Consider the following 12,951-nt stretch of genomic DNA (forward strand, 5'->3'; position numbering starts at 1 on the left):
TCTCCCCAGGCCTGCCGCAATCTTCGAAATTTGTCTCCGATTGCTCCACAATGCTTCGCATGCGCCGGGTTTGTCGCGCGACCCGCGCCAATGCCCAACTTTCGTCGCGTTGTGACCGAAATCCGGTCCGTTCACTAAGGCTTCATTAATCATGAAAAGGCCGGCTTGTCGGCAACTTTGATGGGATTGGACGAATGCTGGATTGGCTGTCTGGAAGAACGGGTAAGAAACCCGCCACCGGGAAATCCGGCATTCATCGCCAAACCGAATTCAGTGGAGGTCTGGCTGCGGGTACCCTCGTGGCGACTCCGAATGGATGGCTCCCGGTCGAGTCGATCTGCGTAGGGGATGACGTAGTGACATTCGACGATGGCATCCAGACCGTCACTGGCGTGAGCCGCCGGCTGCACCCGTTGCGGCCGGCGGACATCACGCGCACTGCGCCAGTACTCTCTATTCCTGCTGGGCTGATTGGCAACCGGCGGCCGATGACCGTCTCCGAGGGTCAGGCCGTGGTGGTCGAAAGCGACCTGGCGGAGACCGTCCTCGGAGATGCCTTCGCACTTGTGGAAGCGCGCCAGCTTTCGCGCCTCGGCGGCACTCGGAAGGTCCGGCCGGAAGAGCCGGTGATCATCGTCACGCTGAGCTTCGAGGAAGAGCAAATGGTTTTCGTCGAGGGAAATGCGCTGGTGCTGTGTCCGGCAGAAGATGCGCTCAACCCCGTCACAATCGAAGCTGCGATGTGGGGTCGTGACCACGGCCGCTACACGGTTTTGCCACGCGCGACAGCCGAGATGGTGGTGGCGAGCATGGGCCTGCAGAACGCCTATTCGGTCAGGGCGTCGATTTCTGCACCCGATCCCCGATACGCCTGAGCCATTTCACCCGAACAGCCCCCAAAGAGGTTTCGAGCAGTCGAGTCCCAAGGTCGGGGAAAGTGAAAGCGGCGCGCAATTACTCGCGCGCCGTTTTCCGATTCCCGATGTGCGTCAGGCCGCGGCCGGCGCTTGACCGAACCGACGGTAAAAACTCTGGTTCTTTGCCCCCATCTCCGACAGAAGCGCCGGGGCAGCGAAACGTGCGCCGTAGCGGTCGGCTAGTTCGTCCGCGCGGGCAGCGGCATAGGGTGTGCCGAGAATGTCCAGCCAGGAGAACGGTCCACCGGACCACGGTGCGAAGCCCCAGCCGAGAATGGCACCTACATCTCCCTCGCGGATGTCTTCCAACACGCCTTCCTCCAAAGCACGCACCGCTTCCAGAGACTGAACAAACAGCAGCCGGTGTTGGATCTCCAAGAGATCCGGTTGGTCGTCAGCACGCGGGTACTTCTCCGCCAAACCAAGCCAAAGGCCGGTTCGTTTCCCCTTCTCGTCGTAGTTGTAGAACCCCGCCTTGCACTTGCGGCCGAGGCGTTCCTGTTCCGCCATCCAGAAGATCACATCATCCACGGCCCCGTCGGGATAGGCATCACCCATGGCGGCCTTTGTCGCCTTCGCGATCTTTACCCCGAGGTCTATGGAGGTCTCGTCCACCAGTTGCAGGGGCCCCAGCGGCATTCCCACCAGCTTCGCGGCGTTCTCGATGAGCGCAGGGTTTATCCCTTCGGCCACCATGCGAATGCCCTCGTTGATGTAGGGTATGATGCAGCGGTTGGCGTAGAAGAACCGTGCGTCGTTCACGACAATGGGCGTCTTGCGGATCTGACGCACGTAGTCGAGCGCCTTGGCAACGGCTCGCGTGCCGGTTTGCTTCCCCTTGATGATCTCTACCAGCAGCATCTTCTCCACCGGGGAGAAGAAATGGATGCCGATGAATTGCTCCGGGCGTTTCGACGCCTTGGCAAGTTGCGTGATTGGCAGGGTCGAGGTGTTGGTCGCGAAGATGCAGTCCTCGCCTACGACGGCCTCGACCTTGGCCGTCACCTCGGCCTTCACGGTCGGGTCCTCGAACACCGCTTCGACGATCAGGTCGCAACCGGCGAGCGCCGCGTAGTCTGTTGTAGCGGTGATCCGGGACAGCAGCGCGTCCTTCTTCTCCGGCGTCGCCTTTCCGCGCTTGATCCCCTTGTCCATGTAGCTCTCGGAATAGGCCTTACCGCGCTCCGCGGCGGCCTGATCCTGATCGAGCAGCACGACATCGATACCAGCCTGCGCCGAAACGAGCGCGATACCCGCGCCCATCATGCCGGCGCCCAGAACGCCGACCCTGGTGACTTTCTGATCCGGAACCTCGGGGCGATTCGCACCCTTCTCCAGCGCTTCCTTGTTGATGAAGAGCGAGCGGATCATCGCGGAAGAGGAGGGGTTCATCAGCACGTTGGTGAACCAGCGCGCCTCGATTTTCAGCGCGGTGTCGAAATCCACTTGCGCGCCCTCGTAGACAGCCGAAAGGAGCGCCTTGGCCGCCGGGTAGACGCCTTGGGTCTTGCCGTTGACCATGGCAGAGGCGCCGACAAAGGTCATGAAACCTGCCGGGTGGTAGGGAGCGCCCCCGGGCATCTTGTAGCCTCTTTCATCCCACGGCTTGACGATCTTCGGCCCGCTCAGCACCCATTCCCGCGCCTTGTCTACCAGGTCATTCGGGGCCACGACCTCGTCGACCACGCCTGCCATCTTGGCCTTCTTCGGGTCGTTGAGCTTGCCCTCCAGCAGCAGCGGCGACGCGCCCATGGCGCCGAGCTTTCGGGTCAGCCGCGTGGTGCCCCCGGCGCCCGGGAAGATGCCCACCATGATTTCCGGCAGGCCGATTTTGGCCTTGGGATTGTCGGCGGCGAAAACCCGGTGGCACGCCAGCGGAATTTCCAGACCGATGCCGAGCGCCGTGCCGGGCAGGGCGGCTGCAATCGGCTTGCCCCCCTTGTTGGTCTTCGGATCCATGCCGGCGCGCTCGATCTTGCGCAGGAACCGGTGCAGATTCATGATGCCCTCGAAGAGCCCCTTGGCGGGGTTGTCGCCGGCACTCTCCTTCATCTGGGCGATGACATTCAGGTCCATACCGCCCGCAAAGCTGTCGGGCTTGCCTGAGGTGATGACGGCTCCCTTGATTGCGTCGTCTTCCAGCACCGTGTCGACCAGTGCCTCGAGGTCCTCGAAGCCCTGCATCGACATGACGTTCATGGATTTGCCCGGGGTGTTCCAGGTGATGATTGCGACGCCGTCCGCGCCAACATCCATGGTGAAATCAGTCATGCTTCGTCTCCCGGATAGGGTGTGCCGTCCTTCCGGCAAAAGGTCGCTTTGCCGTCTTTCAGATCGACCATCAGGTCGACGTCGGAATAGGTGGCGCGTTCTTCGGATTTCCTGCTGCCCACCACCAGAAAGGTGGCCGGCGCATCTGTCTTGTTGATGAAGTGATGGCCATTGGGGTCGCCCGCCGGAAAAGCCGCACAATCTCCCGCGCGCATCATGTGTTCTCCGGTATCGTCCACCAATGTGCATTCGCCTTCGGTGACCATGACGAATTCATCCTCGTTCTGGTGCCAGTGGCGTAGCGAGGACATCGCGCCCGGCGCCAGTCGCACAAGATTGGCGCCGAACTGGCTAAGCCCACCTGCATCGCCGAGCCGGAGCGAACTGCGGCCAGTCATCATTTCCGAATAGGGCGCGGGGTAGGTAGACCCGGTTCTGACAGGGCATTTGTCCTTGTCGATAATCGGCATGGCAGTTTCCTTGCGCTGTGGAGCGGCGGGGATCAAACCCGTTCTATGATCGTCGCGGCGCCCATGCCGGAGGCGACGCAGAGCGTGGCAAGCCCGACCTCCTTGTCCGTGCGCTCCAATTCGTCGAGCAGCGTGCCGATGATGATCGCGCCAGTTGCGCCGAGCGGATGGCCCATGGCGATGGAGCCGCCATTGACGTTCACCACCTCGGGCGAGACGTCGAATGCCTGCTGGAAGCGCAGCACGACGGAAGAGAAGGCCTCGTTGACTTCGAAAAGGTCGATGTCAGAGATCGCCATGCCGCTATCGGCCAGGATCTTCTCCGTCGCGGGCACCGGGCCGGTCAGCATGATCGTGGGATCGGTGCCGATCTTGGCTGTCGCGCGGATACGCGCACGGGGCTTGAGCCCCTGCGCCTCGCCAAACTCCTTGGAGCCGACAAGGATGGCCGCCGAGCCGTCCACGATACCGGAGGAGTTGCCCGCGTGGTGAATGTGCCGGATCTCCTCCAAATGCGGGTATTTCATGATCGCCACCTTGTCGAAGCCGGGCATCACCTTGCCCATCTGTTCGAAGGACGCATTAAGGGCGCCGAGCGCCTGCATGTCGGTGCCGGGGCGCATGTACTCGTCCCGGTCGAGGATTGTCAGGCCGTTCTGGTCCACCACCGGCACGATGGACTTTTCAAAGCGGTTCTCGTCCCAGGCGAGCTTGGCGCGGCGCTGGCTCTCCACGGCGAGCGCATCCGCCTGGTCGCGGGTGAAGCCGTATTCGGTGGCGATGATATCGGCCGAGATGCCCTGCGGAACGAAATAGGTCTCCATGGCGATGGAGGGATCGACGGCAATTGCCGCGCCGTCCGAGCCCATTGCAACGCGGCCCATCATTTCCACGCCGCCGGCGATGTAGGCCGCACCTGCGCCGCCCTTGACCTGATTGGCCGCGAGGTTCACCGCCTCGATCCCGCTCGCGCAAAATCGGTTGATCGACAGACCCGGAATGCGCTCGTCCAACTCAGAGGCCAGAACTGCCGTTCGAGCAAGGCAACCGCCCTGTTCCATCACCTGCGTGGCGTTGCCCCAGATCACGTCCTCGACAACGTGGCCGTCGAGCCCGTTGCGGTCCTTGATCGCGTTGAGCATCTGCGCGGAAAGTCTGGCCGCAGTAACCTCGTGAAGGCTGCCGTCCTTGCGGCCCTTGCCGCGCGGGCTGCGCACGGCATCGAAGATATAGGCGTCGGTCATGGGTCAGGATCTCCGGTTTTCGGGGCGGGCGGGAGGCATCAGATCGTATGGGTGCTGCCAGCCGGGTTGTTCGGCAAGCCGGGTGAGCCAGGCGTCGATGGCAGGCCACTTCGCCCGGACGAAACCGAATTCTTCGGGGTAGTAGAGATAGCCGCAACAGGTCAGATCTGCGTTGGTCAGACCGTCGCCGACGATCCACGTGCGTTCCTGCAGGTGGCGGTCGAGGATCGCATAGCTGCCCGCAAGGCGCCCCTGAAGAAAGGGAACCACGCCTTCGGGGCGCTTTTCTTCCGGCACGTAGTGCAAGAGAAAACGGGCAATCCCGGCGAATGAGCTCAGCTTGTGATTGTCCCACAGAATCCAACGCAGCACTTCGCGCGCTTCCTCCGGGGTCGAGCCTCCCAGTTTGCCAGTCTTCTCGGACAGGTAGTGCTGGATCACGCCGGACTGCGTGAGCTTGAGGCTCCCGTCGATCAGCACAGGTGCCTCACCCATCTCGTTGACGTCCGTCCGATACGGGTCGCGCCGCGTTTCGCCGTTGAAAAAGTCGATCCCCACAGGCTCCCAGTCGAGACCGGACATCGCCAAGGCGAGTGCCGCCTTGTAGGAGTGCCCGGATTCCCCGAAGCACATCAATTGAAGTGTCATGTTCCCTCCCCCGAAACCGGTTCAGCGCCTCCGGTCCGGCAACTCCGCCTTGAATAGCCTGAGCCTGTGCGGCAGCGCCTCGTCATCCGTGACGCTACCGAAGTTCTCGAACAGAAAGCACAATGCCTCGTCTTGCGACACGCCCGCCTCCTCGGAAAACCGCCGGAGGTTGCGATAGGCATCCTCGCTCAGTGCGATATTCAACCGGCGCGTGAAATGCAGGCGTTTGGGCATTGTCTTCCTTTCCGTCTCAGAAAGCCGCGGCCGACAGGGCCATGACCGGTGCAGCGCCGCTTTCGATACGGGCGAGATGCATCTTCGTTGCCGGCAGTTGCCGTGCCATATAGTAGCGCCCGGTCGCCAGTTTCGTCTCGTAGAACGCTGCGTCGCCGGTTTGCGATGCAAGTGCGGTCGAGGCCGCCTTCGCCATGCGGGCCCACATCAGGCCGAGACAGACATGACCGAAGAGGTGCATGAAATCGTAGGAACCCGAGAGCGCTGCATTGGGGTTCTTCATCCCGTGCTGCATGAAGAACATACCCGCGGCCTGCAGATCCTTGCTGGCGGATTTCAGCGGTTCCAGGAAATCGGCCTTGAGTGCCTCGTCGCCTTCGTTTTCCTTGATGAAGGCTTTCACCAGTTCGAAGAAACCCATCACGTGCTTGCCACCGTCGGCCGCGAGCTTTCGGCCAACCAGGTCCAGCGCCTGCACACCATTGGCGCCTTCGTAGATCTGGGTAATGCGGGCATCGCGTGCGAATTGCGACATGCCCCATTCCTCGATGTATCCGTGGCCGCCATAGACCTGCTGCGCGGCGACCGCACATTCAAAGCCCTTGTCCGTCAGGAACCCCTTCAGGACCGGGGTAAGAAGTGAGACCAGCCCCTCGGCCTCAGCATCATTCATGCGATGCGACCGGTCCAGCAGGTTTGCGCCCCAAAGCATGAACGCCCGTGCACCTTCGACGAACGACTTCTGATCCATCAGGTTGCGGCGCACATCAGGATGCACGATCAGCGGGTCCGCGGGTCCGTCGGGGTTTTCGGCGCCGGTCACGGCGCGGCCTTGCAATCTGTCCTTGGCGTAGATCACGGCGTTCTGATAGGCCGCCTCCGCCTGCGCCATACCTTGCATTGCAACACCGAGGCGGGCTTCGTTCATCATCGTGAACATCGCCCGCATGCCCTTGTGCTCGCTGCCGAGCAGGTAGCCCTCGGCCTCGTCGTAGTTCATGACACAGGTCGAATTGCCATGAATGCCCATCTTCTCTTCGAGCTTGCCGACCGAGACGCCGTTGCGAGCGCCGATGGTGCCCTCGTCATCGACAAGGAACTTGGGAACGATGAAGAGGGAGACACCCTTGATGCCCTCGGGTCCGCCGGGGATCTTGGCAAGTACCAGGTGCACGACATTCGCGGACATGTCGTGATCGCCGGCGGAGATAAAGATCTTCTGGCCGGTGATCCTGTAGCTTCCGTCGTCCTGTGGCACTGCCTTGGTGCGCATGAGGCCGAGGTCCGTGCCGCAATGCGGCTCGGTCAGGTTCATCGTGCCGGTCCAGTCGCAGCTCACCATCCTGGGCAGCCACTTGGCTTTTTGCGCCTCGGTGCCATGGGCGTGGATCGCCGAATAGGCACCGTGGGTCAGCCCCTGGTACATGGTGAACGACTGGTTGGCGCCTGAGAAAAGTTCTCCCACCGCGGTGCCCAGCAGCACCGGCATTCCCTGTCCGCCAAACTCCGGATCGCAGTCGAGCGCGGTCCAGCCGCCCTCTTTCATCTGGTCGAAGGCATCCTTGAAGCCGGTCGGCGTGCGTACCACGCCGTTTTCGAGCACACAGCCCTCCCGGTCGCCCACCGCGTTCAGCGGCGCAAGCACGTTTCCGGCAATCTTGCCAGCCTCTTCCAGCACGGCCGCAGTGAAGTCCGCGTCCAGTTCGGAATAACCGGGAATGTCCTGGCTTGGCGCGTCAAGCAACGCGTGCAGGACAAATTGAATGTCGTTCACGGGGGCCGTGTAGCTTGGCATCTGGGCGTCTCCTCCCTGGGGATGTCATGATGTCTACTGTGCGGCTTCCGTGGAGGTCAGTGAATCGAGTTGTTGCTTGCCCCAGGCAAGCTGCTCCTTGAGTTCGACGATCGCTTCGTCGAGCTCGGCCCTCTGACGTTCCATGTCTGCCAGGCGTTGGGTGGCCAGCTCGTAAGTCTTGGAAAGCTGCGTCACCTGATGGTCGCCGATGTCGTAGAGGTCGAGGAGCTGCCGGATTTCTTCCAGGCTGAATCCGAAGCGTTTTCCTCGCAGGATCAGCTTCAATCTGGCGCGGTCGCGACGGGTGAAGAGCCGTCTTGTACCCTGCCGGATCGGGAACAGCAGTTCCTTGGCCTCGTAGAAACGCAATGTGCGCGGAGTCACCTCGAAGGCGTCGCACATTTCCCGGATTGTCATAAGGTCTTCGGTCATTGTCTTTCCTCTCCGCGGTCCGCGGATTTTCGTTTTGACCCCGGTTTGCGTTCGAGGTCTCCTACATCACTAGTTGACGTGCGCGTAAGTTAAACGCTGCGTCACGATTATTCGTTCGTCTGGGGCGAAGCGGACCGACCAACCGCCCGCCAACGTCCAAATCGCTTTGGAACAATGGTTGAGTTGTTCGGTGCAAGGTGTCGGTATCGCCGTCATCACGTTAGGGTTTGGGCTGTCTCGTCGCGAAGTACCTGGAGATCGGCGATGGTCTCGGCGAGGTCGGACTGCTGGCGCCGCAGGGCCGACAACTGCCGGTCGGCCATATCGATCCAGGCATCCAGCTGCGGGCGCGTCCCTTCCTCTTCGTAGATCAACAGCCATTGCCGAATCTCTTCGAGGCTGAAACCGAATCGCCGGCCGCGCAAGATGAGTGTCATTCGGGCAACCTCGCGGGGGTGGTACCACCGCGTGCGCCCCTCCTTTTCGGGTTGAAGCAACTCGATATACTCGTAGTACCGCAATGTTCGCGGCGTTACGTCGAACTTCGCGCACATTTGCTTGAAACTCAGTGGGGTGTCGGACACTTCGGTCCCCGTCGTGGCTTTCGTTGACCTGAGGGTAAGGTTCCTGAGCGCCGTGATCAATGCTTGATCGCCGCCCATCGCGTACTTGCGTGACACCGCGCGGCACCTGATAACCGCGTGGGTAAACGGATCGTAAGGTGTTGGCATGAATAACGCGATAGCCGGACGCGAGCTTATCGACGCGCTCCCATTCTCGCAGGCGTTGGGGATGCAATTGGAGGAGATCGAAAACGGTCGCGCGGTGATCTCCATGCCCTATGACACGCGGCTGATCGGGGATCCGCGCACGGGCGTCATTCATGGTGGTGCGGTCTCGGCATTGATGGATACGACGTGTGGTGCGTCTGTCATATCCTTGCCGGACGGTTCGGGTGTTACAGCAACGATAGACTTGCGGATCGACTACATGCGTGCGGCAACGCCTGGCGCGCGCATTATCTGCACGGCGATTTGCTATCACACGACCCGGACAGTTGCCTTCGTGCGTGCGAACGCAACCGATTCCGACGAGCCTGACGCAATTCCGGTAGCCTCCGCCGTGGGTGCGTTCACGTTTCAGAAGCAGGGGATCGACACATGATCGGCCGGTCGCCGCCGGAGCCGGTCCAGGTTGTAAAGGAACGTCGCGACCGAGCATTGGACGCATTGGTACGGGGGGTGCCGTATATCTCGTTCCTCGGCATCGAATTCGACCGGCGCGGCGACGAGCTCACGGCGCTTCTTCCCTTCAAAGGTGCTCACATCGGTAATCCGGACCTGCCGGCCCTCCACGGTGGCGCGACCGCGTCCTTTCTCGAGGTGACCGCAATTATCGGGCTGGGGTGGTCGATCCTCTGGGAAGAGATCGAAAGTGGCGCAGTCGATCCGGCGACGATCAGCCCGGAGCGCCTTCCGAAGCTGCCTAAAACCATCGATCTGACCGTGGACTATCTGCGCACCGGCCTCCCAAGGGATGCCTACGCACGCGCGAGGGTGAACCGGTCGGGCCGCCGCTATGCCAGCGTTCACGTGGAAGCATGGCAGGACAATCGCGCCCGGCCTTTTGCGCAGGCCACAGGTCATTTTCTCATGCCCTCCCGTGGATGACGTGACCGCCGCGTCCGCGCCGATCACGCATCGGCGCATCCTCGCCGTGGCTTTGCCAATAGTTCTGTCGAATGCGACGGTGCCGATCCTCGGTCTGGTCGACACCGGCGTTGTGGGCCAGATGGGCGAGGCGGCGCCCATCGGGGCGGTCGGGATCGGCGCGATCATCCTCGCAACGGTTTATTGGGTGTTCGGATTCCTGCGCATGGGCACGACCGGCCTGGTCGGACAGGCTCATGGTGCCGGCAACACCGGTGAGGTCTCCGCACTTCTCACCCGTGCCCTGATTGTGGCGGGGGCCGCCGGGCTGGCGCTCATTCTGTTGCAGCCCGCGGTTTTTGCCGGTGCTTTCTACCTGTCTCCGGCCTCTGCGGAGGTGGAGGAACTGGCGCGCCGGTATGTCGGAATCCGCATCTGGTCGGCACCTGCGGCCATTGCCGTCTATGGCCTGACGGGATGGTTGATTGCGCTGGAGCGGACGCGATCTGTGCTTGTGCTCCAACTGGTGATGAACTCCATCAACATCCTGCTCGATCTGCTCTTCGTGCTGCAATTCGACTGGGGCGTCGAAGGCGTCGCGATCGCCACATTTCTTGCCGAGTGGTCTGGGGCGGCGCTCGGGCTTTGGCTCTGCCGCGATGCGTTCTCCACGGTCGCATGGCGAGACTGGCCCCGGATATTCAATCGGGAACGATTGACCCACATGGCATCGGTCAATGCCGATATCCTGGTCCGTTCCTTGCTGTTGCAAGCGATCTTTGTGTCATTCCTGTTTTATGGCGCGGATTTCGGAGATGTGACCCTCGCCGCCAATCAGGTGCTCCTTCAATTCCTGGAGGTCACGGCATTTGCCATGGACGGATTCGCCTTTGCGGCCGAGGCGTTGGTGGCACAGGCCACGGGTGCGCGGCGGCGTGACCGGTTGCGGCTCGGCGCTATCAGAACCGGGCAATGGGGGATCGGAAGCGGCATTGTGCTGGCCGCTGTGTTTGCTTTCGCTGGTGCCGCCATTGTGGACGTGATGACCACGTCAGAAAGCGTGCGTGCGGAGGCTCGCCTCTATCTGCCGTGGATGATCGCGGTGCCGATTGTCGGCGGACCGGCGTGGATGCTCGATGGCATCTTCATCGGCGCAACCAGGTCGCGCGACATGCGCAACATGATGGTCGTTTCGGCGGCCGTATATGCCGTGGCGCTCGCACTGCTCATGCCGGCCTTCGGGAATCACGGGCTCTGGGCTGCGCTTGTGATCTCGTTTCTTGCAAGAGGCGTGACGCTCGGCGCACGCTATCCGTCGCTGGAAAACGCCGCCGCCCGCGCGTGACGGCGGCGCAGCCATGGATCAGGCCGGTGCGGTGGCCGGAAGCGGGGTCGCGCCAGTCTCGAAGCGGGCGATCTTGCCGTCTTTGAGCAGATACACCCCCATGACGGCTTCTCTGGACCCGTCGGGATAGTCGTTGATCGAATGAACCACGAGGATATCGTCGTTCTCGTAGATGCAACGCTCCTTGCCAAAGCTGCCGCCGCCACCGAGCATGTTGTCAAGAAGCGCCTTGATTTCCGGCTTCTTCATTTGCGTACCGCTTTGGTGCCGTACGAAAACGCAATCCTCCGCCATGAGGTCTGCATAGGCTTGAGTGTCCTTGTTCTGCCGCGCCGCCTGGATCTTTTCGAATAGTGACATGGTGTCCTCCCGGATTTCGTTGAGTCTCGCTCTTCACGGAGATTGGCCACGAAAGCTAACGCCTTGGTGACCCAGACAGGATACCACGCCGGGAGGCGAACACCGACTCCGGAGTTTACCGATGGGAAGCCGATGCCGTGCCGCCGTGCCGCGTCAGGGGGCCGTGCCGACCGCCTCTGAGACGCTTGCAAAACCGTCTTGTGCCAGTCTGGTGTCGAGATCCGCGACGATCTGGGCCACGAGACCGATGCCGCCATAAACGAGCGCCGAGTAGAGCTGAACAGCAGATGCGCCGGCGCGGATCTTGGCATAGGCATCGGCACCGGATGCGATTCCTCCCACGCCGATCAGGGGAATGGTACCGGCCGTCTCCGTGCGAAGCCTGGCAAGAACCGCCGTGGATTTCTCGAACAGCGGCACCCCGGACAAACCGCCCTTTTCGTGCGCAAGGTCACTCTTCAGACCGTCGCGAGCGAGCGTCGTGTTCGTCGCGATGATCCCGTCGATGCCGACCTGTCCGGCAACGGTGGCGACATCCGCGATTTCGGCGTCGCTCAGATCGGGGGCAATCTTCACGAATATCGGAATCGGCCGGTCGAGTCCGTCCCGCACGGTCAGAACACCCCGCAATAGTGCCTCAAGCGCGGCCTTGCCCTGAAGGTCGCGGAGGTTCTCGGTATTGGGGGAGGAAACGTTGACAGTGGCGAAATCCAACCGCGGCCCGCAGGTTTCCAACACTTGCGCGAAATCGGCGGCGCGGTCCGCACTGTCCTTGTTCGCCCCGAGATTGAGCCCGACGACCGCATCGGGGGGGCGGTTTTCCAGGCGTGCCGCCATGGCGGTCATGCCGTCGTTGTTGAAGCCGAACCGGTTGATGACCGCGCGGTCCTCCGGCAGGCGAAACAGCCGCGGCTTCGGGTTGCCCGGCTGTGGTCGCGGGGTCGTGGCACCGACTTCCAGGAAGCCGAACCCCGCTTTGGCCAGTGCTCCGAGGGCGATTGCGTTCTTGTCGAGGCCTGCTGCGAGCCCCACCGGGTTCGGCAGGTCGAGCCCTGCCACCCGCGTCCGCAGCCGGGCCGATGTGATGGGGCCGGGAAGCCGCGCGAGCCCTGCATTCAGGGCCTTGAGTGAAAGACCGTGCGCAAGCTCCGGGTCCATCCGGTGAAAGGCCGCCATCCCGATGCGTTCGACCCAACTCATACCACGCCCTCGGGAAAGATATGTCCGGTTGCCCCAAGCGGAAGGGATTTGTCCCAGACGACATCCGCCATCACGAGCGCGCGGTAGAGGTGTGGAAACAGCGCGCCGCCGCGCGACGGTTCCCATTTGAGTGCGGGTCCCATGCGGTCGACTTCCAGTGCAACCAGAACAAGATCGCTCTCTTCGCCAAAGTGCTTAGCTGCCGTTTCCGCGACCTGCGCTGCGGTCGAAAAGTGGATGAACCCGTCGGCGAGATCGACCGGAGCACCCAGCGTCCTGCCCTCGGTCCGAAAGGCCTCCCATTCGGGGCGGCGGAATATCTTGAATACCAGCATGCCCGACCTGTGCCCGCTTGCGAAGTCGCGGTCAAGTCGGGCGCATTGTGG

General features: G+C 62.1%; 15 protein-coding genes. 4 read left to right on the forward strand and 11 right to left on the reverse strand.

Translation table 11 applies throughout. From position 1 onward, the window contains the following. Positions 1–194 precede the first annotated feature (194 nt). Positions 195–875: a Hint domain-containing protein gene (locus ARC39_RS24170; RefSeq protein WP_068119108.1), complete on the forward strand. Its 681-nt coding sequence runs from the start codon at positions 195–197 to the stop codon at positions 873–875. Positions 876–989: 114 nt separating this feature from the next. Here the strand turns inward: ARC39_RS24170 and ARC39_RS24175 are convergent, their stop codons facing one another. From ARC39_RS24175 to ARC39_RS24210, 8 genes are all read right to left on the reverse strand, one after another. Continuing rightward, positions 990–3,188 (reverse strand): 3-hydroxyacyl-CoA dehydrogenase NAD-binding domain-containing protein, encoded by a 2,199-nt coding sequence (locus tag ARC39_RS24175; protein ID WP_068119111.1) that lies wholly within the window; start codon positions 3,186–3,188, stop codon positions 990–992. Further along, entirely contained in the window at positions 3,185–3,658 is a 474-nt protein-coding gene (locus tag ARC39_RS24180; protein ID WP_068119114.1) for a cupin domain-containing protein, read from the reverse strand. The genes ARC39_RS24175 and ARC39_RS24180 overlap by 4 nt, the downstream gene beginning before the upstream one ends. Positions 3,659–3,690: 32 nt before the next feature. Further along, positions 3,691–4,902 (reverse strand): acetyl-CoA C-acetyltransferase, encoded by a 1,212-nt coding sequence (locus ARC39_RS24185; protein WP_068119115.1) that lies wholly within the window; start codon positions 4,900–4,902, stop codon positions 3,691–3,693. Positions 4,903–4,905: 3 nt separating this feature from the next. Beyond that, positions 4,906–5,550 (reverse strand): glutathione S-transferase family protein, encoded by a 645-nt coding sequence (locus ARC39_RS24190; protein ID WP_068119119.1) that lies wholly within the window; start codon positions 5,548–5,550, stop codon positions 4,906–4,908. 21 nt (positions 5,551–5,571) lie between these two features. Further along, the gene (locus ARC39_RS24195; RefSeq protein ID WP_068119121.1) at positions 5,572–5,784 is read right to left on the reverse strand and encodes a hypothetical protein; all 213 of its coding nucleotides are present in this window, start codon (positions 5,782–5,784) and stop codon (positions 5,572–5,574) included. Between the two features lie 16 nt (positions 5,785–5,800). Beyond that, positions 5,801–7,579, reverse strand: coding sequence for an acyl-CoA dehydrogenase C-terminal domain-containing protein (locus tag ARC39_RS24200; RefSeq protein ID WP_068119124.1), 1,779 nt, complete (start codon positions 7,577–7,579; stop codon positions 5,801–5,803). A 33-nt stretch (positions 7,580–7,612) separates the two neighbouring features. Further along, positions 7,613–8,011, reverse strand: coding sequence for a MerR family transcriptional regulator (locus ARC39_RS24205; RefSeq protein ID WP_068119126.1), 399 nt, complete (start codon positions 8,009–8,011; stop codon positions 7,613–7,615). A 215-nt stretch (positions 8,012–8,226) separates the two neighbouring features. Beyond that, positions 8,227–8,595, reverse strand: coding sequence for a MerR family transcriptional regulator (locus tag ARC39_RS24210; protein WP_068119185.1), 369 nt, complete (start codon positions 8,593–8,595; stop codon positions 8,227–8,229). Positions 8,596–8,740: 145 nt separating this feature from the next. On the opposite strand from ARC39_RS24210, the gene ARC39_RS24215 reads away from it, so the two are divergent. From ARC39_RS24215 to ARC39_RS24225, 3 genes are read left to right on the forward strand one after another with little or no spacing between them, the layout of a single operon-like run. Then, positions 8,741–9,175: a PaaI family thioesterase gene (locus tag ARC39_RS24215; protein WP_068119129.1), complete on the forward strand. Its 435-nt coding sequence runs from the start codon at positions 8,741–8,743 to the stop codon at positions 9,173–9,175. Then, positions 9,175–9,681, forward strand: coding sequence for a PaaI family thioesterase (locus tag ARC39_RS24220; protein WP_068119188.1), 507 nt, complete (start codon positions 9,175–9,177; stop codon positions 9,679–9,681). The genes ARC39_RS24215 and ARC39_RS24220 overlap by 1 nt, the downstream gene beginning before the upstream one ends. A 1-nt stretch (position 9,682) precedes the next feature. Beyond that, complete coding sequence (locus ARC39_RS24225) at positions 9,683–11,005, forward strand: MATE family efflux transporter (protein ID WP_438273279.1); 1,323 nt, start codon at positions 9,683–9,685, stop codon at positions 11,003–11,005. An 18-nt stretch (positions 11,006–11,023) separates the two neighbouring features. Here ARC39_RS24225 and ARC39_RS24230 read toward each other — a convergent pair whose 3' ends face one another. From ARC39_RS24230 to ARC39_RS24240, 3 genes are all read right to left on the reverse strand, one after another. Then, the gene (locus ARC39_RS24230; protein WP_068119135.1) at positions 11,024–11,365 is read right to left on the reverse strand and encodes a nuclear transport factor 2 family protein; all 342 of its coding nucleotides are present in this window, start codon (positions 11,363–11,365) and stop codon (positions 11,024–11,026) included. A gap of 153 nt (positions 11,366–11,518) precedes the next feature. Continuing rightward, on the reverse strand, positions 11,519–12,565 hold the full coding sequence (locus ARC39_RS24235; RefSeq protein WP_068119138.1) for a quinone-dependent dihydroorotate dehydrogenase: 1,047 nt from the start codon (positions 12,563–12,565) through the stop codon (positions 11,519–11,521). Next, a complete protein-coding gene (locus ARC39_RS24240; protein ID WP_068119140.1) occupies positions 12,562–12,900 on the reverse strand; it encodes a DUF952 domain-containing protein in 339 nt (112 codons plus the stop codon). The genes ARC39_RS24235 and ARC39_RS24240 overlap by 4 nt, the downstream gene beginning before the upstream one ends. Positions 12,901–12,951: the final 51 nt, after the last annotated feature.

It is taken from the genome of Tropicimonas marinistellae (assembly GCF_001509585.1).
GTDB classification, from domain to species: Bacteria; Pseudomonadota; Alphaproteobacteria; order Rhodobacterales; family Rhodobacteraceae; genus Tropicimonas; species Tropicimonas marinistellae.

Bases quoted from the DNA above. Each gene is read 5' to 3' on its own strand.
- ARC39_RS24170 (WP_068119108.1), top strand. From the start codon at position 195: ATGCTGGATTGGCTGTCTGGAAGAACGGGTAAGAAACCCGCCACCGGG.
- ARC39_RS24175 (WP_068119111.1), bottom strand. From the start codon at position 3,188: ATGACTGATTTCACCATGGATGTTGGCGCGGACGGCGTCGCAATCATC.
- ARC39_RS24180 (WP_068119114.1), bottom strand. From the start codon at position 3,658: ATGCCGATTATCGACAAGGACAAATGCCCTGTCAGAACCGGGTCTACC.
- ARC39_RS24185 (WP_068119115.1), bottom strand. From the start codon at position 4,902: ATGACCGACGCCTATATCTTCGATGCCGTGCGCAGCCCGCGCGGCAAG.
- ARC39_RS24190 (WP_068119119.1), bottom strand. From the start codon at position 5,550: ATGACACTTCAATTGATGTGCTTCGGGGAATCCGGGCACTCCTACAAG.
- ARC39_RS24195 (WP_068119121.1), bottom strand. From the start codon at position 5,784: ATGCCCAAACGCCTGCATTTCACGCGCCGGTTGAATATCGCACTGAGC.
- ARC39_RS24200 (WP_068119124.1), bottom strand. From the start codon at position 7,579: ATGCCAAGCTACACGGCCCCCGTGAACGACATTCAATTTGTCCTGCAC.
- ARC39_RS24205 (WP_068119126.1), bottom strand. From the start codon at position 8,011: ATGACCGAAGACCTTATGACAATCCGGGAAATGTGCGACGCCTTCGAG.
- ARC39_RS24215 (WP_068119129.1), top strand. From the start codon at position 8,741: ATGAATAACGCGATAGCCGGACGCGAGCTTATCGACGCGCTCCCATTC.
- ARC39_RS24230 (WP_068119135.1), bottom strand. From the start codon at position 11,365: ATGTCACTATTCGAAAAGATCCAGGCGGCGCGGCAGAACAAGGACACT.
- ARC39_RS24235 (WP_068119138.1), bottom strand. From the start codon at position 12,565: ATGAGTTGGGTCGAACGCATCGGGATGGCGGCCTTTCACCGGATGGAC.
- ARC39_RS24240 (WP_068119140.1), bottom strand. From the start codon at position 12,900: ATGCTGGTATTCAAGATATTCCGCCGCCCCGAATGGGAGGCCTTTCGG.